Origin of the sequence: Bacillus sp. ISL-18, from assembly GCF_018613415.1 — a bacterium.
Lineage (GTDB): Bacteria > Bacillota > Bacilli > Bacillales > Cytobacillaceae > Neobacillus.
This window is the reverse complement of record NZ_JAGGQG010000003.1, coordinates 112,071-136,029: the sequence shown is the minus strand read 5'-3', so window position 1 is coordinate 136,029 and position 23,959 is coordinate 112,071. Positions and strand designations below refer to the sequence as shown.

Genomic DNA, 23,959 nt, shown 5'->3' with positions numbered 1-23,959 from the left:
TGAGTGTATGAAACTAACTAATTTCGAGCAGTGGATTGAAGATAAAGTGCTTGAACGCGGCCAAGGTTATTTTAAAAAAGGAAAGATTCTAAATCTTACTACCTCAGATGACATTCAATATAAGGCCCTAGTAGATGGTTCGGAAGTTTATCACGTTAATATATATCTAAATGGTGATGTCGTAGTCAATGCGTATTGTGATTGTCCATACGACTTGAACGAATATTGTAAGCATAAGGCAGCTGTTCTGTATGCATTAAGAGACAACAGGCCTCAAATACATGATTCAGCGAAAATTGAGGAACAAGAGAAAAGAAGTATCAATTCAATCCTAGTCAGCCAAAACAAAGAGGATTTAATTGACATGATTCTTAAATTAACTGAGGAATTTCCAGAGTTAGAAAAAAGATTGCTCTTTAAGTTTAGTCCTGATAAAGAAGAAATATCCTCTGCCAAAAAGTTAATTCAGGAATATATTAGTGGGGCAAAAAGAAAAGGATTTATTGATTGGCGTCATATAGGCGAGGCACTAAAAGGGGCAGATTTAACACTGCAGAAGGCACAGGAGAAACTAAATACGGGGGACGTACAGAATGCAGTGTTATTGTCCCTTACAGTCTTATCTTCTGTTGTAAAAATGCTTCAGCATGCGGATGATTCCGATGGCTCTGCCGGAAGCACAATAAATTGGGCGCTAGCCATTACGGGAAAGGCAGTTTCAGCAAGTGTTAAACTCTTACCCGAAAAAGAACAAAGGAAACTTTTTGAATCCATCTTAAAAGAATCGCAGAAAGCCATTTACGACGACTGGAGTGACTGGCGGTACGACCTCTTGAGGATTTGTACCTATTATTCGCTTCATAGTGAATTGAGAAAGAAGTTAGAAAAGCAATTAGAAATCCTTTTTGAGCAAGCCGGGACTTCTTGGAATGCTAGGTATGACCTAAAAGAAGTGAAGTTGCTGCAGCTTGAAATAATTGAAAGATGTGAGGGGATGGGTGCAGCTAAGAAGTTTATTTATGAAAATATCCGTTTTAGTGAATTCAGAAAAAAGGCTATTGCTTTGGAGCTGGAATCAGAAGACTATAAAAAAGTGATTCAGCTATGCTTAGATGGGGAGGAAGCGGATAAAGAATATCGTGGGCTTGTTCATGATTGGAAAGAATACCGCTATCAAGCATATGAGTTGATTGGTGATATTGAGGGGCAGAAAAGCCTAGCAAGGGAGCTTTTATTTAAAAATGAATTTAAATACTATCAAAAGTTAAAAGAGTTATATCCCGCAAGTGAATGGGAGGCGATTTTGCGAGGAATTGTTGATGAATTTGGCAAGCAAGAATACCCGCCTTCTTCGTATGTATCGATTTTAATACAGGAGGATTTGAAAGCGGAGCTTTTGCGCTATTGTCAGCACAATAAATTGGTAATTACGGAATATTATCCATATCTAATTAATGAATATCCTAAAGAGGTCAATGATGTGTTTTCTTACTATATAACTCAATCAGCGGATGAAGCGACTGATCGAAAAAAATACCGGAAAGTCTGTGCATTGATTAAAACGTATAAAAAGGCTTGCGGGACAATCGCTTCTCACCATCTTATTACAGAGTTAAGGGAAAAACACAAAAGAAGACCAGCATTTTTAGAGGAATTAGCTAGGATAAGGTAGGGGAGAAAATAGATTTAGTTGCCAAGCAACATTCCTTTAGAAATAAACCCAAGTCGATTATAATAGTGGAAGGGTTTACATAAGGAAAGTGAGGGATTACTATGGTTTACCAAGCAGCAGAAAATCGTTACGAAACCATGAAATACAATCGAACTGGCCGCTCTGGGTTATTGCTACCGGCTATATCTTTAGGACTTTGGCATAATTTTGGCGGCGTCGATACATACGAAAATGGCAGGGACATGTTGAGAAGAGCCTTTGATTTAGGGATTACCCACTTCGATTTAGCCAATAATTATGGCCCGCCGGCAGGTTCTGCGGAAGAAATGTTTGGCCGTATGTTAAAAACAGATTTTGCTCCTTATCGTGATGAAATGGTCATTTCAACAAAAGCAGGCTATTATATGTGGCCTGGTCCATATGGAGATTGGGGTTCCAGAAAATATCTAATCTCTAGCTTAGATCAAAGTCTCAAACGAATGGGCCTTGATTATGTAGACATTTTTTACTCACATCGTCCAGACCCAAATACACCAATCGAAGAAACCATGACCGCTTTAGACTCGATTGTCCGTCAAGGAAAAGCGCTCTATGTTGGAATTTCTAATTACAGTGCCGAGCAGACCACTGAAGCCATTCAAATCTTGAATCAGTTAGGTACACCGCTGCTAATCCATCAGCCTAAATATTCAATGTTTAACAGATGGATTGAGGATGGATTGCAAGATGTATTACAAGAAAATGGAGTTGGCTCAATTGCCTTTAGTCCATTAGCACAAGGTTTGTTAACGAACAAATACTTAACAGGAATTCCAGCAGACTCCCGTGCAGCGAGTCCAACAGGATTCTTGCAAAAAGAACATGTCACACCGGAAGTACTTGAACAAGTCCGGAAATTAAACGAAATGGCTGTTGAACGTGGTCAAAGCTTATCGCAGATGGCGCTTTCATGGGTATTACGAGGCGGCAAAGTGACAACCGTTTTAATTGGTGCGAGCCGTGTCAGTCAAATTGAGGAAAATGTTGCGGCTTTGAACAACCTCGACTTTACAGACGAAGAATTAGCACGAATTGAAGATATCTTAAATAGCTAAAAAAAAATCTGTCAGCGGCCTGCTGACAGATTTTTTAAGATAGGGCATTTAACCCTATAACCCCGATAATAATCAATATAACACTAAATATACGTCCAGCACTTTTAGATTCTCCTAACAGAAACATATTAATGAAAACAGCCCCAGCCGTTCCAATTCCAACCCAAACGGCATAGGCGATACTCAGTTGGAGAAACTGAAACGATCCATATAAAAAGGCAAGCGAAGCTCCGAATCCACCAATATAAATGATTCCATTACGGACATTCTTTTGCTGACTATACAATTTTAGTCCTACAGCACCGGTAACCTCACTCGCAGCAGCTAACAAAACGAATAACCAGCCCATAGTTATGCGGCACCTTTCATGGCGACTTTTTCATCCTTATTATCGGAAAGATTCAAACCAATTACACCAATAATAATGACGGCGATAAAGAGAATTTCCCCCAGGCTGATATTGCCGCCAAAAAGGAATACATCCATTAATACCGTACCAACCGTACCAATCCCCGCAAAAATAGCATAAACCGTACCTGTTGGGAGGGTTTCACAAGCCTTTGGAAGGATATGATAATCCCATAAAATGACAGCTATAACCAATGCCCACTGCCACCACGTATGGGCTGTGTTAAACCCGTAAACCCAGATCCATTCAAACACACATGTTAAAACAACATAGAACCATGCTTTATTCATCATTTGCACCTCTTAGGAGAATAACCATTATATTTTAAGAATACCATAACAAAAATTAGGGTGGACTTAATAACTACTTTCTATAACAGTGATTTACATCACTAAACTCTAGTTAGTTTGCCTTTATTATTATGTAAATAGGGGAAAATTAATAGTGGATGGTGAGAAAATGGAGTATGATTTTAAATCCTTATATAATGAAATTGGCGGACAGGAAACGATTGATAAGCTAGTGAACGCATTTTATCCACGGGTTTATGCCGATCCAGTCCTAGCTCCGCTTTTTCAAGGAAATATGGAAGAAATTAAACGAAAACAGCGAATGTTCTTACCACAATTTTTAGGGGGTCCCGCTCTTTATAGTCAAGAATTTGGTCCTCCGGCGATGAGAGCGCGGCATCTGCCTTTTGAGGTAACACCAACCAGGGCTCAGCATTGGCTGAAATGTATGAAGGAAGCCTTCCAGGAAATTGGTCTTGATCAGAACCCTGCAGGAACAGCCTTTTATGAGCGATTAACGCAAGTAGCTGGAATCATGGTAAACACACCAGATAGGGATAGGAATAAAATAAAGGCTCTTCTCACAGCGAGAGGAGCCTTTACAAATTTATTATCTTACTTTTTTAATTTAGCCCATGTTTCGTCAAGAGCCTTCATAGCTTCTTCTTTTGTTTTTTGACCGCCAACATATGCTTGTAGTGTTGCACCAAATTCTTGTCCAGCACCATCAGGATATTTCATGAACTGCCAAGAATACGTTTTTCCATCCTTAGAATACTTTTGAAGGTCAGCACCTAGAGGTCCAATATCTTCTGCTTTTGCTTCAATTGTTTTAAAAGCAGGAACATATTTGAAATCTTTAACTAAAGCTGTCTTACCTTCTTCAGAAGTTACCATCCAATTTAAGAAATCTTTTGCAGCCTTTTTGTCTGCATTAGGTGCTTTGTTATAAACAACCCAGTTAGTTGGTACGTCAACCATTAATTTATCAGCTTGTGCGGCATCGTCTGTAAGTGCTAAAGGAATAAAGCCGACTTCCATATTTGGACTAATTTTATCCAGCATTGGCTGAATCCAGTTACCTTGTTGTATCATGGCCGTTTCGCCATTAGCAAATTGAGTAACTTCTGTATTGTAGTCAGTCGTTAATGGATTTTTGTTTCCATACTTAACTGTTAAATCAACAAGCTTAAAGTAGTCTTCAAAGTATTTGTTTCCTGCAATCTTTGATTTCCCTTCATTTAAACCAGGGATAAAGTTTTCGTCATCTGCTTGTTGGTAAGCAAATGGTACGTTAAGACCATGGTTTGCTAATACCCACCATTCCGCGTAGCCAACGGAGAAAGGAGTGATTCCTGCAGCTTTAAGCTTCTTCGCTGCTGCTTCTAATTCTGAGTAGGTTTTTGGAAGTTCGGTAATACCCGCTTTTTTAAATAACTTCTTATTGTAAGCAAAACCGTAACCTTCCATGTTCACTGGCTGGCCATAGAGTTTTCCATCCATTGTCATCGGTTTTAACGCATCCTCATAAGCATCCTTTACCCAAGGCTGGTCAGATAGATCTTCCAATTTATCCTTCCAAGTAATCGCTTCTTGGTATCCGCCGTTTCCAAAGATGTCGGGTGCTTTATTTGAAGCGAATTTTGCTTTAAGGGCTGCTGCACCATCAGCACCGCCTCCGACTGATTCGACATTAAAAGTAACGTTTGGATGTTCTTTTGTATATTTATCTGTTAACGCTTTCAACTGATCTGCGATTTCAACCTTACCGTTAAAGATATCAACGACGACTTTCCCATCTTTGCTGCCGCTGTCTTTTTTCGTTCCAGATGCGCTGTCACTGTTGCCGCAAGCTCCTAGAAGAAGTGAAGCCGATAAAATCCCCGCTGCGATTGAATATTTTTTAAAAGCCATTTGTTTTCCCTCCTGAAATTATATATCTATTTTATATATCCCTGCTGTCAGTGCATGCCGACAGCAGAGGTTGACCCCAGTATGAATGTTACTTGATAGAACCGCTTGTAATTCCTTTGATAATGTGTTTCTGCATTGAAAAGAAGAAAATTAACAATGGTATGATACCAAGAACAAGTCCTGCCAAAGCTAAATCCCATTGCTTGGTGTACTGACCAAAGAAGGAGAAGGTCGCTAATGGAATAGTTTTAAATTCTGGATCCTGAAGAACCAGTGATGGTAATAAGTAGTCATTCCATATCCACAAGCTGTTTAAGATGACAATGGTAACGGTGATGGGTTTTAGTAATGGAAAAACAATTCTCCAAAACACTCCAAACCTTGTACATCCATCGATAATGGCTGCCTCTTCAAGTTCTACCGGGATCCCTTTGATGAACCCGTGATATAAGAAGATTGTCATTCCAGAGCCAAAACCTAAGTACATGATAACCAGACCCCAGATACTGTTAAGTAATCCAAAATTACCGGCTGTTTTTATGAGCGGGATCATTATGGATTGAAACGGAATAATCATGGCTGCAACGAAGGTCATGAAAATCACATTACTGATTTTCCTTTTCGTTCTAACCAGCATATACGCTGCCATCGAACAAAAAACAACCAGAACAACGTTACTAATCGCAGTGATAATGACAGAATTCGTAAATACCTTTAGATAGTTTAATTTTTCAAAGGCATTCACATAGTTGTCGAGCATAAGTGTTTTTGGTAAAGCAGACGTGTTCGTTAGAATCTCTGCAAAGGGTTTTAAAGAGTTTGATATCAGATAATAAAATGGGACTAAAAAGACAAGTCCAAGTAGGATGGCAAAGATTTCACCAATAAATGTTTTTCCTGTATACCTGTTTCCCATTATGATTCAACCTCCCTCTTCTTAGAAATTGTTACTTGAAGGATGGTAATTGCAGCAACCACAATGAAGAAAATTAATGCCTTTGCTTCACCGATACCATATCGGTTGTTAACAAATGCTTCCTTATAAATGTTAAGTGCTAACATTTCTGTCGATTTAAACGGTCCGCCGCCAGTTAGGGACAGGTTTGCATCGAAAATCTTAAATGATGAGGCAGTTGTTAAAAATAAACAGACGGTCACGGCCGGAGCTACTAATGGCATTGTTATATGGCGAAGAATCTGCCATCTGTTTGCACCATCGATCTTAGCTGCTTCAATTAATTCTTGCGGAACATTTTGCAAGGCGGCAATATAGATAATCATAATATAGCCTGCTCCTTGCCATACACTGACAATGACAATTCCCCAGAATGCAGTACTAGCATCCCCCAGCCATGGTAATTCGAAAAAAGGAATATGCGTTAACTGTCCAAGTGAGGCAAAGCCTTTAACAAAAATGAATTGCCAGATAAAGCCTAGTAACAGACCTCCAACCATGTTTGGCATGAAGAAAACGGTTCGCAATATATTCCTTGTTTTCAACTTCTGTGTAACTAGAATGGCTAATCCAAAACCAATCATGTTTGTTAAAACGATCGCTACAACGGTATATTTAGTTGTAAGAATAAACGAATCTTGAAATTGCTTGTCCTGTGTAAATAGGTATTTAAAGTTATCGAGACCAACCCATTTGATATCTCCTGTTATTCCGTTCCAATCGGTGAAGGCGTAATAGATACCCGTAAAGAAGGGGATTAGGACAATAATGGTAAATGCTAAAAATACTGGTCCAACAAATAGGGCGAACAACCCTGCATCTTTTAGCTTCTTCTTTTTATTTAAAGAAGATGACTCTGAAATTTTTATTCTAGCTTTACCGGGTAATGCTGAACTTTCTAACTCACTGTGATTATTCACTGACTGCACCTCCTATATCTTCATTTTAGGGATTTTGAAAAATTATGAAACGGCTTACATTGACCAGTAGGGTGGAAAATATTGAACTGTCCATTTTTCCATATTAAAATAGACACCATGTATTACGTTGTTTTCTTGTGCTAAAATGGTGGGGAATTTAGTATTACATAGAAAAGGGGGGAGGCTAGTTCAAGTTTAAGGACTAGCCCAAGAGCTAATGCAATGGGGGATCCGAACTAAACTAATTATCACTTTAATGGCTGTCATCATACTCCCTTTTGGAATTGCGATTACGATCACGTATTATCAAACGACAAAGTCAATAAATGACCGTTTTGTCTCTACGAATCATGATTTAATCGTTAAAGGGGAAGCGGAGCTAAGTACTTATTTAGAAGACGTCGCACAAATGTCGACTGTTTTATATCGATATACTCCATTTATGTCGGTAATGAGGGTTGGGATATCAGACAACCTAAGCAGTAATCAAGAAGAAGTTCGGAGAATGCTCGCCTATACCTTTAATTCCCGGCCAGAAGTCGAACAAATGCTTCTTTATATAGATAAGGGGAAAGATTCCTTTACCAACTATCATTCTAGGATTAGCGGCAGGGGGAAATACGAGAGTATCTTGTCCAATCCCTTCTATGCCCGCTTAAGCCGGTCTCATGACTTTTCCGTTATTGAACCCCCTCATGAGATTTATAGTTACAATAACTTGTCGGTGATTCCTAATTCCGAGAAAAACCAGGTTTTAAGTTTCCATACGATTATAAGAGATGTACCATTAGATACTATTTTAGGTTTTGTATCGATCGATATTAATCTTTCCAAGATAAGAGATATTTCTGGAAGGTTATATACGGATGGGATTGAAGACTTATACATAATGAATGAAGATGGAGTTGTCGTGTATTCTTCAAATAACAACGTAATTGGCAAGGCTAATAAAGATGCGTGGTTTAAGCAACTAAAGAAGGAACCGGAGGCTAATAAAAGTCTTGAGTGGAAAGACGAAAAATTTTCAGGCGTTATTGTCTACCAAAAGTTCTCTGATTCGTTTAAAAATTGGTACATTGTTAAAAGAATTCCTTATGATGTACTTTATCAAGGTGCGAGGCAGACGGTATTTACCAATATAATTATTGTTATTATTACGCTTATTATCGTTTTATTTGCTACTATGTTCATCTCTTTCAGACTTACTGCTCCAATCAAAGTATTAATTGCTAATATGAAAAAAGTAGAAAAAGGTGTGTTTGAAGCAGATTTTGAATCATTAGGAAATGACGAAATTGGGATGCTGGGCAGGCATTTCAAATTAATGATTTCGAAAATAAATGAGTTAATTGAACGTGAATATAAACTGGAGATTGAAAATAAATCTTCCCAGTTAAGGGTTCTCCAGTCCCAAATAAATCCGCATTTTTTATATAATGCGTTTCAGTCGATTGGAACGCTAGCATTAAAATTGAAGGCAGTTCAGGTGTATTCGTTATTAAACTCATTATCGAATATCATGCGTTACAGCATGAATATGAAGGATGATATTGTCCCGTTTTTAGCAGAGGTGAACCATGTTAAATCCTATCTTAATTTACAAAAGCAACGATTTGACGAGCAGTTTGAGTTTGAATTAAATATTGAAAAAGGTATAGAAGAGGTTCTAGTACCAAAAATGATCCTACAGCCGATTGTCGAAAATTGTTTTAAGCACGGCTTTGATCAAAAGCTAGAGAAAGCAACAATTGTCATTACAGCAAGAGGGGAGCATGACGAGTATTTATGCATTTCTGTCCAAGATAACGGAGTGGGTGTTAGGGAGGACGCTCTTGAACAACTTCGCCGGGAATTGGCTGATAACGAGAGTGACGGAAAGTCCAAAAGCACTGGTATTGGTTTAAAAAATATTTATGACCGGTTAAAGATTTATTATAGCAGTCAGGTGGAAATGGAAGTTGACGGCAGCGAAGACGGCGGATTTACGGTTACGATCATCATTCCAAGAGATATAAAAAATGAGGTGGTACATCCATGAAAGTTTTAATCGTCGATGATGAAAAACACGTTCGTGAGGGAATTAATCTGCTCGGGGAATGGGAACAGAATGGGATTACGGAGATTTATGAGGCCAGTAGTGGCGAAGAAGCGATCCGGCTTATCCAAACTCTTCGCCCGGAAATCATTTTTTCTGATATGAAAATGCCCAAGATGGATGGTACACAGTTGTTAGAGTGGATTAAAGAAAATCAGCCAACTAGTAAAACGATTGTGGTAACGGGTTATGATGATTATCACTATATGCGTAAAGCCATTCATTTTGGCAGTTCAGACTATTTATTAAAGCCGGTTGACCCGGAAATATTAAACCAAACGTTGGCAAAAGTGGTGAAGGAATGGATAAAGGAGGAAGAGGAACGAAATAGTAAAACGACCAGCTATCAATTAATAAATGAAATGAAGCCAGTTTACCGGGATCGGAAACTTACTCAATTATTGAATAGTGATAATCTTAAAGAAGAATGGTATGAGGAATTCGGTTTTACTAAAGCACAAAAATACCTTGTCGCGCTGGTCCGGATTAATCGGAAAGCGATAGAGGCTTTTCAAGGAGACAGGGATTTAACGTATTTTACACTTTTGAATGTCATAAATGAGATTTTACAAGAAAAAGAATGTGGTATAGCCTTTCGCTACCTGGCAAATAAAGGTGAAATTGTCATTGTGTTTTGGAATCAATTTGCCCAAATAGAGGAACTGCTGGGACGCATCTATAAAGCGATTCTGAATGTCATAAATGTTTCATGTCATATTGCAGTTGGAATAGAGGTAAATAAAAGGAACAAATTATTGAATTCTTATCAACATGCCAAGCAGGTCCTATTAAACAGCAATGTATTAGATAGTATGGAGAACAAGGTTTACCGGCAAGATGTTCTTCATACGCCTGAATTAAAAAATCTTTATGCCTATTCATCGGAAATTGAATTAGCTGTGCAAGCAAGTGAGATCAGAGCTTTTGAAGATTTGATTAAGAAAATTTCTAAAGATTATACGGAAGGCCATTATTTAGCCTGGAGCCAGCTGCTCCTGCTTGAGAATGAGTATCTCAATATTAGTAATCGCTGGTTTAAACATTTTGATTTAGCCGTGAAAGTGTCGAATCATATTGAATATCGGGTCGATTCATTTTTTAACCAGTATGGTACATTCGAGCTCGAAGCCTATATTGAGCGCACGTTACGGGAAGTTTCCATCTTTTTAAAGAGAGTGAAGCGAAAGACAGTTCAGAAAGGCAACAATGTCATATATGAGATAGAGAAATATTTACAGGCGAACTTTGATCGGGATGTAAAGCTCCAAGAGATATCAGACCAATTTTATATTAGCAGAGAATATATTTCGAGAAAATTCAAGCAAGAGTTTAATGTTAATATTTCCGAGTATGTGATCAAGATCCGCATGGAGCGGGCAAAATCATTATTAAGAAATAGTGAGCTGAAAATCTATGAAATTGCCAATATGATCGGTTACCAGGACGACAAGTATTTTCGAAAGGTATTTAAAAAGGTTGAAGGCGTAACGCCCAATGAGTATCGGGAATTACATATTAATCAGAAATAAGCAGGGCCGAAATCGGATCCTGCTTATTTTTTATCCTTATATAAGTAAACGTTTTTCATTCATGAAGTTATAATTTAGGAAAAGTATTAAACCTTTAAATATATTTTTGAAATCTATCACTTTTCTGTAAATATTTATTGAATTTGGAATAGAAATCCATTAAAGTAAAAATGTAATCGCTTTCTTTATTGTTGAAATCGATTACATAGAAAAAGAATATCTATTTAAAGGAGGGAAAAGGGGGGGATTTTGTTTGGCAACCATTGCTGATGTAGCAAAAAGAGCAGGGCTATCAAGAGCTACCGTTTCTAGGGTGCTTAACAATCACCCGAATGTTACAGAAGGTAAAAAAAGGTTAGTTCATGAAGCAATGGAGTCGTTAAATTATGTTCCAAACACAACAGCTCAGCGGCTTCGAAATCAAAGAACGGACACCATCGCCATAATAGTTCCAGTCCTTACAAATCCATTTTTTGCTTACTTACTGGAATCGATGGATATGGTAGCAACTAAGAACCATCTTCAGTTACTTATTTGCCAAACGAGATATAGCAAACAGAAAGAACTTGATTTTCTGGAGCTATTAAGAACAAAACAAGTAGATGGTTTAATCTTAACTTCCTATGAAAATGAATGGAAAAAAATTGAACCATTTGCATCGTTTGGCCCCATGGTTTTATGCAATGAATATGAAAGAAATACAAAAGTGCCCATCATTCGAATGGATCAATTTGAGGCCGGCTACATAGGAACACGGCACTTGATCGAACAAGGGCATGAGCGAATCGCATGCACCTGTGGCGATAAAAGTAACTTAGCTAAGGATAGACAGGCCGGGTTCAGGAAAGCACTGGCGGAAAAAGGACTATTGGTTCAAGACGAATGGATATTTTCAAATGTATTCGACCTTGAAGACGGTAAAAGGGTTTTTAGAACAATGATGTATTTGAAAGAAGCACCTACGGCAGTTTTTACGGGAAGTGACCAAGTGGCGGCTGGAATGATTATTGCCGCTAAGGCGATGGGTAAAAGTGTGCCGGGTGATATTGCAATCATTGGCTTTGATGACCAGCCAATTTGCAAAGTGGTAGAACCCGCTCTCACAACCATTAGACAACCCATTGAAGAACTTGGAACAACAGCAATGGAAGTAATGATTGATCTTATTGCTTTTAAGAAAGAACTCAACCACCAAGAGATTCTATTACCCTATGATTTGGTAATTAGAGATTCAACAATGTCAAAATTGAAATCGTTTTCAATATAGGGGGAAGAACATGAAAAAGTCTAATAAAGCCAAACTTTTAGCCGTATTTGCCACTTTATCCTTGGCACTTGCTGCCTGTAGTTCCGATCAAACAAGCACAAAGGAAAAGCCAGCTGGTGACAAGACAAAGACTTCGGCCGAGCAAAAAGTAAAACTCGTTTATGCACGCGGAAAGGATGTTACAAAGGGAACAGAAAAAATGGTCGAAGCGTTTGAAGCGACACATCCGAATATTGATATTGAGTTCCGGGAAATGCCCTCCGATACTGGAAAGCAGCATGATGCATATATAACCGCTTTTAATGCAAAATCCTCCGAAATTGATGTTATTGATATGGATGTAATTTGGCCTGCTGAATTTGCTCAAGCTGGCTATGTGCTTCCACTTGACCGCTTTATCCAACAAGATGGAATTGACTTAAATGAATATAACCAGGGAGCATTAGGTGCAGCCCAGTTTAACGGCAAACAATGGGCCCTTCCTAAATTTGTTGATGCAGGACTTCTTTTCTATCGAAAAGATTTAGTAAAAGCAGACGAAGTACCGAAGACGTGGGATGAGCTATTGGCAAAGGCAAAGGAAAAAAAGGGACAGGGCAACACCAAATTTGGTTATGTTTTTCAATCAAAACAGTATGAAGGACTTGTGTGTAACGCTGTAGAATTTGTTGCTTCTTATGGAGGAGCGTTTATCGATAAGAGTGGTAACGTAGCCGTGAATAGTCCTGAAGCAATCAAAGGTTTAAAGAAATTAGTAGAAGTGGCCAAGTCCGATGTAGTACCTGGTAACGTTACTACTTTTACTGAAATTGAATCAGACCAAGCCTTTATTGAAGGCCAAACCGTGTTCTTACGTAACTGGCCATATGAATATGCAAGTGCTAACGACAAAGAAAAATCCAAAATCGTAGACCAGGTAGGTGTAGCACCTCTTCCAGCAGGTGACAAAGGATCTGCGGCGGCATTAGGCGGCTGGATGGCTGGTATCAATAAGTATTCTAAACATCCAAAAGAAGCCTGGGAATTCTTAAAGTTCATGGCTGGTGCTGAAGGTCAAAAGATTGATGCAATTTATGGCGGACATGCCCCAACGATTACAAAGCTTTACCAAGATCAAGAGATTCTAAAAGCTAATCCAACTTTTGCTGATAAAGGCTTCGTAGATGGCTTAAGTGCAGCAGTTTCTCGACCAGTAGCTCCAAATTATCCAGAAATTTCTGAGATTATTCAAATTAATATATCAAAAGCCATTGCAGGGGAACAAACCGTTGAACAAGCGGCTCAAACAATGGAAAAAGAAATGAAGGCGGCCCTAAATCAATAACATTAGAAGCTAGGGGATTAGCATTCACCTTGAAGGCTAATCCTCTTTATTCCCTAAAAAGGAGGGGTTAACATGAAAAATAATGACCTTAATATAAAAACAGATGATTATCAAACATCAGTTACAAATACTTCTATTACCCCGAAAAAGAAAAGAAAGAGGATTTTTACAGAGAAAACAGCAGGGTATTATCTTGTCGCCCCTGCTATGATATTAATTTTCCTCATTGCGATATGGCCTGTTCTGCAATCCTTTTATTTCAGTTTATTTGATTTAAAATTAAACAACCCCACTAAATCGGAAGTCCACTTAAGTTATAATCTCGACTTAGAACGATATCTGAATAACTATCCGTTTTTAATTGGTACGATTGACAATGAAATCAAGAGTGGGAACGGAGCTGAAGAGCTTCAAGCTATTAAAAATCAACTGCAATCATTGGATAAAAAGATTCAAAGCAAATCTGAAATCAGCTCGAAATATACTACTGTAAATGATAAGCTAATGAATTTTGAACAGGTCAACTCCGAAATTAGCATTGCAAAGATTGATCGAACAATGCCAAATGAATATGAAAAAACCTCATTAAAGATTAATAAAAAAATAAAGGCATTGTCCCTTAAAGTTAAGTTTACACAAGAGAAGAAACTTTTAGGTTTAGCTGCTGGATATGGCGATGCTCTCATTCAACCTAACTTTATTGGTTTGCAGCATTACAAAGATAATTTAAGCTCAAGCAGAATGTGGAAAGCGATTGGAAATACTACTACATTTACCATCATTTCTGTTTTGGCGGAACTAGTTTTAGGACTGGCTATTGCCCTATTAATCAATAAGGCATTCATTGGTAGAGGGCTGATTAGGGCGAGTATTCTGATCCCCTGGGCTATTCCGACCGCTGTTTCTGCCCTTATGTGGAAGTTTTTATATGATGGGCAGAATGGGATTATCGCCAAACTGTTTGCCGATTTCGGTTTGGTTGATAAGATGGAAAAACTTCTAGTAACAGATACAGGTGCCATGTTTTCAGTTATCTTTTCTGATGTATGGAAAACCACTCCCTATATGTCATTACTGTTATTGGCAGGACTTCAAACGATTCCAGATTCACTATACGAGGCAGCTTCCATTGATGGAGCAGGAAAGTGGAAGCAATTCACAAAAATTACTTTACCACTATTAAAGTCAAGCATACTTGTTGCACTTCTTTTTAGAACGCTTGATGCATTCCGTGTTTTTGACTTAATTTACGTTCTAACCGGTGGCGGGCCTGCCAATTCTACCGAAACTATTTCTATCCTCGCTTATAAAGTGATGTTTTCTCAAACGAATTTTGGTGATGGTTCTGCCCTCTCTGTCATTGTATTTATTTGTGTCGCCATCATTTCCATGATTTATATCAAATTTCTGGGTAGAGACTTGCTAAATGACAGATAAGGTAGTTTGGGAAGAACGCCATTTTTGAGGGAGGAATTTTAACATGCAGAAAAAAGCGAGTCCATTCTTTTATGTGTTTCTGATCGTCTTTGTCTTTGTTGTCATGTTCCCATTTTTATGGATGCTGATTAGTTCGATAAAACCAGCAACTGAACTTTTCGGGGACAAGGCTTTTACTCCTTATACTTCACATCCGACAATGGAGAATTATAAATCCGTCTTCTTTGAACATCCGTTTTTAAAATATTTATGGAACAGTATTGTGGTTTCAACTGTTACAACTGTGTATGCCGTGACCGTTGCTTCGTTTGCTGCCTATGCGATTGCGAGGCTTCAATTTAAAGGAAAAACATTTATTCTTGGGATTGTCCTATCTGTTTCGATGTTTCCACAAATTGCAACCATTACACCAATTTATATCTTTTTAAAGAACCTTGGATTAACGAACTCCTATTTAGGATTGATTATTCCTTATTCAACCTTTACGCTGCCGCTGTCCATTTGGATTCTAGTCACTTTCTTTCGTAAGATACCACTGGATCTTGAAGAAGCAGCAAAAATTGACGGAGCAACTTTAATGCAAACTTATTGGAAGGTCATCATGCCGCTGGCGTTACCGGGAATATTTACAACTGCGATCCTTGTTTTCATTGCCGCCTGGAATGAGTTCTTTTTTGCCCTTACCATTAATACGGATGATAAGTATAAGACCGTACCGATTGGAATTGCCATGTTCCAAGGGCAATTTACCATTCCATGGGGTGAGATTGCAGCCGCTACAGTTGTAGTAAGTGTTCCACTGGTTATTATGGTTCTAATCTTTCAACGAAGGATTGTATCCGGTTTAACCTCGGGCTCAGTTAAAGAATAATAGCAAAATAGTTCATCTTTTAACTATATAATCTATGTTTTAATTCGCATGTTCATAATAAGATGGAATCAATTATGAAATGTTTTTATAAGTTTATGAGAATACCAAAATGCCTGTAGGAGAATAGGTGTAAAAAAAGGAGAAAATAAGATGACGAATAAACACTATCATTTAGTTATTGTTGGTTACGGCGGTATGGGAAGCTATCATGCAAAGCTATTAAAAGAAAACCAAAACATTGAGGTTGTTGGAACCTATGACATATCTGAGGATAGAAGAACAGCTTCTTTGGCAGACGGCTACAAGGTCTATGAAAGTTTATCTGCCGTTTTGTCTGACGATGTTGTTGATTTTGTTCTAATTGCTACCCCTAATGATGTACATAAAGAAATTGCTATCGCAGCTTTGAACGCAGGTAAGGATGTAATTTGTGAAAAGCCGGTTACTATTTACAGTGAAGAGTTGCTTGAGATTATGGAAGCCGCAAAAATTAATGACCGTGCCTTTATTGTCCACCAGAACCGCAGGTGGGATGAAGACTTCCTAACGATGAAAAAGATTTACGATGAACAGATAATCGGAGATGTTTTTCATATCGAATCACGGGTTCAAGGAGCAAATGGAATTCCTGGAGACTGGCGTCACTTGAAAGAATTTGGCGGCGGGATGCTGCTTGACTGGGGTGTCCATCTATTAGATCAGCTCTTATTTATGGTTGATAGCAAGATTACAAGTGTCTTTGCTAATTTAAGTTACATTCTGGGGGACGAGGTAGATGATGGATTTCAAGTGTTTATTACATTTGAAAACGGTATCACTTCATTGATAGAGGTTGGAACCACCAATTTTATTCAACTGCCGCGTTGGTATACAAAAGGAACCAAAGGTACAGCAGTCATTAACGATTGGGATATTAATGGTAAAGTTGTCACTCAGAATCTGGGCGAAGTAGAAGCCCCTAAACCGATTAAGGCTGGACAGGGCTTAACGAAGACAATGGCACCTCCGTCTGAAAAGTCTGTGACTACATCTGATTTACCTAAAGTAGAAAAAACAATGGAAAGCTTTTATGAAAATGTTGTTTCAGTAGTGGCAGGGAATGCTGAACCAATCGTGAAAAACGAGGAAGTCTTACGTGTCCTGCGATTAATGGAAACAATTTTTAAATCAGCCGAAACTAACCAAGTCATTAAAGACTTTGATCTTGTACCTTCAAAATTGAATTAAGTTAGTTAATAAGAAATCGAAAAGGCTAGAAAACTGATGTTTTCTAACCTTTTCCATCTATTATTCAAGCCGGCGGTACATACCAGGGGCAATACCATACTTCTTTTTAAACACACGATGAAAATAGGGATAGGTGCCAAAACCACAGTCTTCAGCGATTTGTTCAAGTGTTAGCGCAGTGTACTTCATCCGTTCAAGGGCAGCGGATAAGCGAATTTCCTGCGTGTATTCCATGATCGTTTTTCCCACACTGCTTTTAAAAAGATGAACCGACCGGGAGACACTCAATCCTGAATGGCGTGCTACATCCTCGACTTTAAACTGGATTGTCGCATGCTCCTCAATGTATCTCATCATCCGTGTTACTGGATATGGATAATGGTAGGAAGGGACTGTTTCACTAACAGCACGTTCAAGCGTTAAACAAAGGGCTCGGACTAGATAGTCAGCAAGTTCCTCATTCTGATTGGAACCAGGACGTCTCTTTTCAATTAATATCTGACGCCATAGGAGCAGCAGCTTTTCATCTAATTCAATACGGGAAATGGGAGGCTTAGCGGAACGGTTCCACCATTCGTCGAGCCATGCTCCCTCACATCCGATGTGATAGTCTCCGCTAATTTGCCCTTCATTAACAAGTAGTTCGTAATGATCGCCTGGTTTAATTAGAAGGAGATCGCCCTTCTTAAGTTCCATTTTGGTTCCTTTTACGACTACCTCGCATAGCCCTTCTGTTTGCAGTCGAAAAAGATAGGAAGGGTATCCGGATTTATGTTGGGAGTGATATCCCTTTGTATGATAGGAGTAGCCGCAAAAAAGTATGTTTGTGGTCATAATTTTCCTCTTCGCAAAAGATAGCAGAATAGTAGATGTTTTAATTATATCATCTATGTTTAGTAGTAGAAATAAAATATAAGATGTAATCAAATGAGCTAGGTTTCTAGAAATGGAGGACTAAGGATGAGAAATATTCCAGTAGCGGTACAAATGTTCACATTAAGGGAAGAAAGTGCAAAAGATTTTACAGGTACCCTAAAAAAAGTGTCAGAGCTTGGCTTTGATGGTGTTGAGCTTGCTGGTTACCATGGATTAACTCCGATGGAAATAAGAGAGTTATTAGATGAGCTTGGACTTAAAACAGCTGCCTGCCATGTGCCGCTTGAGCAGTTAGAAAACAACCTGGCACAGGTCATTGAAGATCAAAAGATATTAGGAAGTAAGTATGTTGTATGTCCCTATCTAATGCCAGATCGCCGCAGTGAAAGTGACTACAAAGCCCTTATTTCATTTTTAGAACATGCAGGTGAGATTTGTCGTCAGGAGGGGATTTCCCTTTGCTATCATAATCACGATTTTGAACTTGAGCGCTTATCTGATGGAAGAATGGCGCTTGAAGCGATTTTTGAAGAATCAAACCCTGACATGGTAAAGGCAGAGCTTGATATTTACTGGCTGACTAAAGCGGGCCAAAAGCCGGCAGAGTGGATAGAACGATATCAAAATCGAACACCATTAATTCACTTGAAAGACATGACAATCGATGACGAACAATTCTTCGCAGAACTTGGCACAGGCGGCGTTGACCTAGAAGCTGTGCTTAAGAAGGGCGAACAAGTTGATATTCAATGGTGGGTGGTCGAGCAGGATGTAAGCCGGCGGACACCTCTAGAAAGTATCGAAATTAGTATCAATTATTTGAAAACAAAACTGCCGCGTCGCTAGTAAATCATTTTGTTCAATATTTTTCACCCTATTTGTCAATGTAAGCAGTTTCAATTATTCTGGTATTCTCTAAAATAATAGATAAAGTGAACAACGAGAAGGAGTGTTCAAACATGTTGAATGTAACCGTGTGGAATGAAAACCGTCATGAACAAAAAGATCCTGTCGTAAGGGATATTTATCCTAAGGGAATCCATGGAGCCATCGCTGAATTCCTTCAGTCGGAAGGCTTTGATACAAGAACAGCTACCCTTGATGAGCCTGAACATGGTTTGACGGATGATGTCCTCAATACCACAGATGTATTAGTTTGGTGGGGGCATGTCGCTCATAGTGAAGTAAACGATGAAATCGTGGAGAAGGTGCGCCAGCGCGTCCTTGATGGAATGGGGCTAATCGTCCTTCACTCCGGGCATTTTTCAAAAATTTTTAAGACCTTAATGGGAACAAGCTGTGATTTAAAATGGCGCGAAGCGGGCGAAAAGGAACGACTTTGGGTCGTGAGTCCGAGTCATCCAATTACAGAAGGAATCCCTGAATATATCGAATTAGAGCATGAGGAAATGTATGGCGAGCATTTTGATATCCCGCAGCCAGATGAACTAATTTTCACTAGCTGGTTTGAGGGCGGCGAAGTATTCCGCAGCGGCTGTACATACAAGCGCGGAAACGGAAAAGTATTTTATTTCAGACCAGGTCATGAAACCTATCCTACCTATCATAATCAACAAATTCAGCGAGTAATTATTAACGCGGTTAAATGGGCGCAGCCAGTTAAACGAGAACGGCCGGTATACGGAAATTCTAAACCACTTGAGGAAATTAAGGGAGGAAACTAATATGAAAAAGATCAGAGTAGGCGTAATCGGCTGCGGCAGTATTGCCCAGCATCGTCATTTACCAGAGTACCAAGTAAATCCAAATGTAGAGCTTACGGCCGTTTGTGATATTAATCAAGAGCGGGCAATCGAAACAGCCGAAAAATACGGTGTTCTTTCCTATACGGATTTTAACGAGTTGCTAAAAAGTGGTGAGGTGGACGCAGTAAGTGTTTGTACACCAAACTATCTCCATGCCCCTATCACCATTGCTGCTTTAGAAGCAGGTCTTCATGTCCTTTGCGAGAAGCCGATGGCAACCTCTAAAGAAGAAGCTGAAGCGATGATTGCAGCAGCTGAGAAAAACGGAAAAAAATTAATGATTGGTCATAATCAGCGTTTTGTTCCGTCCCATCAAAAAGCCCGCAAGCTGATTGCAAACGGAGAAGCTGGCAGAATTTACAGCTTCCGTACAGCGTTTGGTCACGGCGGTCCGGAAGGCTGGAGTGTTGACGGAAAAGAAAGCTGGTTTTTCGAAAAAGAAAAAGCGTTTGTCGGTGCTATGGGTGACTTAGGTGTCCATAAAACAGATTTATTGCGCTATGTATTAGGAGAAGAAATTGTTGAAGTAGGCGCCTTTGTTGAAACGAATGCAAAGGATTTTGCTGACGTGGATGACAATGCCGTTTGTGTATTGAAAACAGAAAGCGGCATTATCGGTACACTCGCCGCCAGTTGGGCTTACACCGGCAAGGAAGATAACTCTACCATTATTTACGGCGAGAAGGCTATCCTGCGATTAGAAGATGATCCAATCAATTCTCTTGTTGTTCAATATAGCAATGGCGAAGTAGTGAAATATGAGCTAGGGAAAATTCAATCAAATGAAGCGGGGGGGCAAAACAATACCCATGTCATCGAGCATTTTGTAAATGCTATTCTGCTAGATGAAGAGCCTGCAGTACCTGGCGAAGAAGGAATGAAATCACTAGAGGTGATTCTAGGAGCACTGAAGTCAAACGAAACGAAGCAAATTGTCAAAGTAAGATAACGATTAAAAACATAGAGTTGACAGCAAACATAGCGGTCAACTCTGTACTATTTATTGTAATCAAAAAATGTTAATAAAAGTGAGGAGATTATAATATGAAACTAGGCGTCTTTACTGTATTGTTTGCTGAAAAAACTTTCGAGGAAATGTTAGATACTGTTCAAAAGGCCGGATTACATGCGGTTGAAATTGGAACCGGCTGCTACCCAGGAAACAGCCACTGTGATGTAGATTTACTACTAGAAGACGAAAAGGCAAGAAGTGAATATTTTCAAAAAGTAGAGGAACGCGGATTAACGATCAGTGCGTTCAGCTGCCATGGCAATCCGATTTCTCCTGAAAAAGAATTTGCTCAAAGCTCACATGAAACACTTATAAAAACAATTAAATTGGCATCGTTACTGAATGTACCGGTTGTTAACTGTTTTTCAGGTACAGCTGGAGACCATGAAGGAGCAAAGTATCCGAACTGGCCTGTTACCCCTTGGCCAAATGAATATGGCGACGTTAAAAAATGGCAATGGGAAGAAAAGCTGATTCCCTATTGGAAAGAAGTTGGCCAATATGCTAAAGATAACAATGTCAAAATCGGTCTTGAACTACATGGCGGCTTTTTAGTCCATACCCCATATACGTTATTAAAATTACGTGAAGAAACCTGTGATGCAATTGGGGCTAACTTAGACCCAAGTCACTTATGGTGGCAAGGAATTGACCCTGTAGCGGCCATTAAGATTTTAGCAAAAGAAAATGCCATCCATCATTTCCATGCAAAGGACACATACATTGATCAAGAAAATGTGAATATGTATGGATTAACAGATATGCAGCCATACGGAGAAGTACGTTCGCGGGCATGGACGTTCCGTTCGGTTGGCTGTGGACATGGTTTAAAAGAATGGTCTGACATGATGAGCGCCCTTCGCACATATGGTTATGATTATGTGGTTAGTATCGAGCATGAAGATCCAATCATGTCGATAGAGGAAGGATTTACGCGAGCTGTAAACAATTTAAAATCTGTCTTAATTGAGCAGCCTGTTTCACAAATGTGGTGGGTATAACTCCTAAGAAAAACATCTAAGAATTAGAGGTGCCAAATGAATAAAAAGTGGTGGAAAGAAAGCGTGGCCTATCAGGTTTATCCTAGAAGCTTCGTGGACAGCAATGGTGACGGAATTGGCGATCTAAAGGGGGTAACTTCCAAGTTAGATTACTTAAAAGAGCTTGGCATTGATGTGATTTGGTTATCGCCAATGTTCAAATCCCCCAATGATGATAATGGCTATGACATTTCCGATTATCAAGATATTATGGATGAGTTTGGAACAATGGCTGATTTTGATGAGCTCCTTGAGGGAGTTCATCAGCGCGGGATGAAATTAATACTTGATTTGGTTATTAACCATACAAGTGACGAGCATCCATGGTTTATTGAGTCACGATCTTCCAAGGATAATCCAAAGCGTGATTGGTACATTTGGAGAGACGGTATTGATGGTAAGGCACCAAATAACTGGGAATCTATTTTTAGCGGACCGGCCTGGAGATATGATAAAGAAACTGAACAATATTTCATGCACATCTTTTCACCACGCCAGCCGGATTTAAATTGGGAAAACCCTGAGGTCAGAAATGCCTTATATGACATGGTCAATTGGTGGCTTGATAAGGGCATAGATGGATTCCGTGTCGATGCGATTTCTCACATAAAAAAAGAACCCGGATTCCCCGATATGCCAAATCCTGAGAATCTAGACTTTGTCCCATGCTTTCCGAAAATGATGAACGTGGATGGGATTGATGAATTCCTAACTGAATTCTCACAAAAAACGATTAAAAACTACGATATTATGACGGTTGGGGAAGCTAATGGTGTTGGGCTGGACGATGCGGATAAATGGGTCGGTGAAGACAACGGCTACTTTAATATGATTTTCCAATTTGAATTCCTAGGTCTCTGGGATAAGGATGCAGATGACCGTGTGGATGTACGTGCCTTGAAGAAGAATCTGACCAAATGGCAGAAAGGGTTGGAGGGCAGAGGGTGGAACGCTTTATTCATTGAAAACCATGACCAGCCGCGCCGCGTTTCAAGTTGGGGGAATGACCGCAAGCTTTGGAAAGAAAGCGCCAAAATGCTGGGCGCCCTTTACTTTCTCATGAAAGGAACGCCATTTATCTATCAAGGTCAGGAAATCGGAATGACCAATGTCCAGTTCCCTTCCATAGAGGATTATAATGATGTTGGAATGCTTAACTATTACAAGGTTGAAACAGCAAACGGCCGTTCCCATGATGAGATTATGGAGATTATTTGGAAACAGTGCCGTGACAACGCTCGGACTCCGATGCAATGGAATGCTTCCAATATGGGAGGATTTACTTCCGCAAATCAAACCTGGCTGGGAATTAATCCAAACTATAAAGAGATTAATGTTGAGTCTCAACTAAATGATCCTGACTCTATTTTATCTTTTTATAAAAAGTTAATTCGACTACGGAAAGATAACCCGCTGTTTGTATATGGAACTTACGACTTGTTATTACCAAACCATAAACATTTATTTGTTTACACCCGTCGCCATGGAAGCCGTAAGGCGATTGTGATTAATAACTTTAGTGAAAAATCAACTAGATTTAAAGTTCCAACGAGTGTCTCCTATACGGGTTCTGAATTGGTTTTAAACAATTATGACACAGCAGACAAAAAATTAAGTAGAGAATTCAACCTAAAGCCTTATGAAACAAGGGTATATCTGTTGAAGTAAGTTCGGGTTTATTCAAAATAAAAGACGATTCGAAAATCCGAATCGTCTTTTATATATATCTATCTTTACACGGTTGCTTTTGCTTTATCAGGATTTGCATTTCTGTTACTCATCTTTCTAATAAAAGGAACAACCCAGCGGTCTAAACCAATTTTACCAGCGTTATAGCCTGCAGTTAAGATGATAAAGCCTAAGAAAATGTCTCTAGGGTTATGAGATACGGTTCCTGCTAGGAAGAAAGTAAAGTTCATGACTAGACCAAAGAACATTGCTGCAGTTGTTAAGCAGCCAAGGATTAAACCTAAACCTATTAAAGTTTCCCCAACCGGTACGACTATATTAAAGATATCAACGTTTGGCAATGCAAAGTGTTTTAAGAAATCAACATACCAGCCAAAAACGACTACACCGTCTGGACCTTTAACTGGATTTGCAATCGCTCCTTTTATAAAACCAGAAGCATCGAATCCTCCGCTCGTTAATTTTCCTATACCGGCTGTAACCCAAGAGTAACCAAGATATACACGTAAAACAGTTAAGATCACTGCTGCAATTTTATTCTCTCTTAAAAATTTGTTAAACATAAATGATTC

21 protein-coding genes and 1 pseudogene are annotated in these 23,959 nt (G+C 39.1%); 15 read left to right on the top strand and 7 right to left on the bottom strand.

Annotation, left to right across the window (positions count from 1 at the left end; all coding sequences use genetic code 11):
- Positions 1-7 precede the first annotated feature (7 nt).
- Both J7E81_RS06525 and mgrA read left to right on the top strand, forming a co-directional pair.
- On the top strand, positions 8-1,672 hold the full coding sequence (locus tag J7E81_RS06525; protein ID WP_215041355.1) for an SWIM zinc finger family protein: 1,665 nt from the start codon (positions 8-10) through the stop codon (positions 1,670-1,672).
- Between the two features lie 101 nt (positions 1,673-1,773).
- Positions 1,774-2,766 carry an L-glyceraldehyde 3-phosphate reductase gene (gene mgrA, locus J7E81_RS06520; protein WP_215041354.1) on the top strand — a complete coding sequence of 331 codons (993 nt, stop codon included), beginning with the start codon at positions 1,774-1,776 and terminating at the stop codon, positions 2,764-2,766.
- A 34-nt stretch (positions 2,767-2,800) separates the two neighbouring features.
- Here mgrA and J7E81_RS06515 read toward each other — a convergent pair whose 3' ends face one another.
- Both J7E81_RS06515 and J7E81_RS06510 read right to left on the bottom strand, forming a co-directional pair.
- On the bottom strand, positions 2,801-3,115 hold the full coding sequence (locus tag J7E81_RS06515) for a DMT family transporter (protein WP_215041353.1): 315 nt from the start codon (positions 3,113-3,115) through the stop codon (positions 2,801-2,803).
- A 2-nt stretch (positions 3,116-3,117) separates the two neighbouring features.
- Entirely contained in the window at positions 3,118-3,468 is a 351-nt protein-coding gene (locus J7E81_RS06510; protein ID WP_215041352.1) for a DMT family transporter, read from the bottom strand.
- A 166-nt stretch (positions 3,469-3,634) separates the two neighbouring features.
- Between J7E81_RS06510 and J7E81_RS06505 the strand changes: the two are divergent.
- Positions 3,635-4,018, top strand: a pseudogene (locus J7E81_RS06505) (globin domain-containing protein); the annotation flags it as partial.
- Between the two features lie 62 nt (positions 4,019-4,080).
- Here the strand turns inward: J7E81_RS06505 and J7E81_RS06500 are convergent.
- From J7E81_RS06500 to J7E81_RS06490, 3 genes are all read right to left on the bottom strand, one after another.
- Positions 4,081-5,379 (bottom strand): ABC transporter substrate-binding protein, encoded by a 1,299-nt coding sequence (locus J7E81_RS06500; RefSeq protein WP_215041351.1) that lies wholly within the window; start codon positions 5,377-5,379, stop codon positions 4,081-4,083.
- 88 nt (positions 5,380-5,467) lie between these two features.
- Positions 5,468-6,295 (bottom strand): carbohydrate ABC transporter permease, encoded by an 828-nt coding sequence (locus J7E81_RS06495; RefSeq protein ID WP_215041350.1) that lies wholly within the window; start codon positions 6,293-6,295, stop codon positions 5,468-5,470.
- Entirely contained in the window at positions 6,295-7,254 is a 960-nt protein-coding gene (locus J7E81_RS06490; RefSeq protein ID WP_215041349.1) for a carbohydrate ABC transporter permease, read from the bottom strand. Before J7E81_RS06490 ends, J7E81_RS06495 begins: the two co-directional genes overlap by 1 nt.
- 217 nt (positions 7,255-7,471) lie before the next feature.
- Between J7E81_RS06490 and J7E81_RS06485 the strand changes: the two genes are divergently transcribed.
- The 7 genes from J7E81_RS06485 to J7E81_RS06455 all read left to right on the top strand — a co-directional run bounded on the left by J7E81_RS06485 (position 7,472) and on the right by J7E81_RS06455 (position 17,004).
- Positions 7,472-9,292: a sensor histidine kinase gene (locus J7E81_RS06485; RefSeq protein WP_215041348.1), complete on the top strand. Its 1,821-nt coding sequence runs from the start codon at positions 7,472-7,474 to the stop codon at positions 9,290-9,292.
- On the top strand, positions 9,289-10,878 hold the full coding sequence (locus J7E81_RS06480) for a response regulator (RefSeq protein WP_215041347.1): 1,590 nt from the start codon (positions 9,289-9,291) through the stop codon (positions 10,876-10,878). Before J7E81_RS06485 ends, J7E81_RS06480 begins: the two co-directional genes overlap by 4 nt.
- A 253-nt stretch (positions 10,879-11,131) precedes the next feature.
- Positions 11,132-12,145 carry a LacI family DNA-binding transcriptional regulator gene (locus J7E81_RS06475; RefSeq protein ID WP_215041346.1) on the top strand — a complete coding sequence of 338 codons (1,014 nt, stop codon included), beginning with the start codon at positions 11,132-11,134 and terminating at the stop codon, positions 12,143-12,145.
- Positions 12,146-12,155: 10 nt separating this feature from the next.
- Positions 12,156-13,469 (top strand): ABC transporter substrate-binding protein, encoded by a 1,314-nt coding sequence (locus tag J7E81_RS06470; protein WP_215041345.1) that lies wholly within the window; start codon positions 12,156-12,158, stop codon positions 13,467-13,469.
- Positions 13,470-13,676: 207 nt separating this feature from the next.
- A complete protein-coding gene (locus J7E81_RS06465; RefSeq protein WP_251028508.1) occupies positions 13,677-14,906 on the top strand; it encodes a carbohydrate ABC transporter permease in 1,230 nt (409 codons plus the stop codon).
- A 43-nt stretch (positions 14,907-14,949) separates the two neighbouring features.
- Positions 14,950-15,777 carry a carbohydrate ABC transporter permease gene (locus J7E81_RS06460; protein WP_215041343.1) on the top strand — a complete coding sequence of 276 codons (828 nt, stop codon included), beginning with the start codon at positions 14,950-14,952 and terminating at the stop codon, positions 15,775-15,777.
- A 150-nt stretch (positions 15,778-15,927) separates the two neighbouring features.
- Positions 15,928-17,004, top strand: coding sequence for a Gfo/Idh/MocA family protein (locus J7E81_RS06455; RefSeq protein ID WP_215041342.1), 1,077 nt, complete (start codon positions 15,928-15,930; stop codon positions 17,002-17,004).
- 60 nt (positions 17,005-17,064) lie between these two features.
- On the opposite strand, the gene J7E81_RS06450 is transcribed toward J7E81_RS06455, so the two are convergent.
- Positions 17,065-17,838 (bottom strand): AraC family transcriptional regulator, encoded by a 774-nt coding sequence (locus J7E81_RS06450; RefSeq protein ID WP_215041341.1) that lies wholly within the window; start codon positions 17,836-17,838, stop codon positions 17,065-17,067.
- Between the two features lie 126 nt (positions 17,839-17,964).
- On the opposite strand from J7E81_RS06450, the gene J7E81_RS06445 reads away from it, so the two are divergent.
- The 5 genes from J7E81_RS06445 (at position 17,965) to J7E81_RS06425 (ending at position 23,366) form a co-directional block, all read left to right on the top strand.
- Complete coding sequence (locus J7E81_RS06445) at positions 17,965-18,726, top strand: sugar phosphate isomerase/epimerase family protein (protein WP_215041340.1); 762 nt, start codon at positions 17,965-17,967, stop codon at positions 18,724-18,726.
- A gap of 113 nt (positions 18,727-18,839) precedes the next feature.
- Positions 18,840-19,565, top strand: a complete 726-nt coding sequence (locus J7E81_RS06440; protein WP_215041339.1) for a ThuA domain-containing protein — start codon at positions 18,840-18,842, stop codon at positions 19,563-19,565.
- Between the two features lies 1 nt (position 19,566).
- Positions 19,567-20,595, top strand: a complete 1,029-nt coding sequence (locus J7E81_RS06435) for a Gfo/Idh/MocA family protein (protein ID WP_215041338.1) — start codon at positions 19,567-19,569, stop codon at positions 20,593-20,595.
- Positions 20,596-20,690: 95 nt separating this feature from the next.
- On the top strand, positions 20,691-21,659 hold the full coding sequence (locus J7E81_RS06430; protein WP_215041337.1) for a sugar phosphate isomerase/epimerase family protein: 969 nt from the start codon (positions 20,691-20,693) through the stop codon (positions 21,657-21,659).
- 36 nt (positions 21,660-21,695) lie between these two features.
- On the top strand, positions 21,696-23,366 hold the full coding sequence (locus tag J7E81_RS06425; RefSeq protein ID WP_215041336.1) for a glycoside hydrolase family 13 protein: 1,671 nt from the start codon (positions 21,696-21,698) through the stop codon (positions 23,364-23,366).
- 65 nt (positions 23,367-23,431) lie between these two features.
- Here J7E81_RS06425 and J7E81_RS06420 read toward each other — a convergent pair whose 3' ends face one another.
- Entirely contained in the window at positions 23,432-23,950 is a 519-nt protein-coding gene (locus tag J7E81_RS06420) for a DoxX family protein (RefSeq protein WP_215041335.1), read from the bottom strand.
- Between the last annotated feature and the right edge of the window lie 9 nt (positions 23,951-23,959).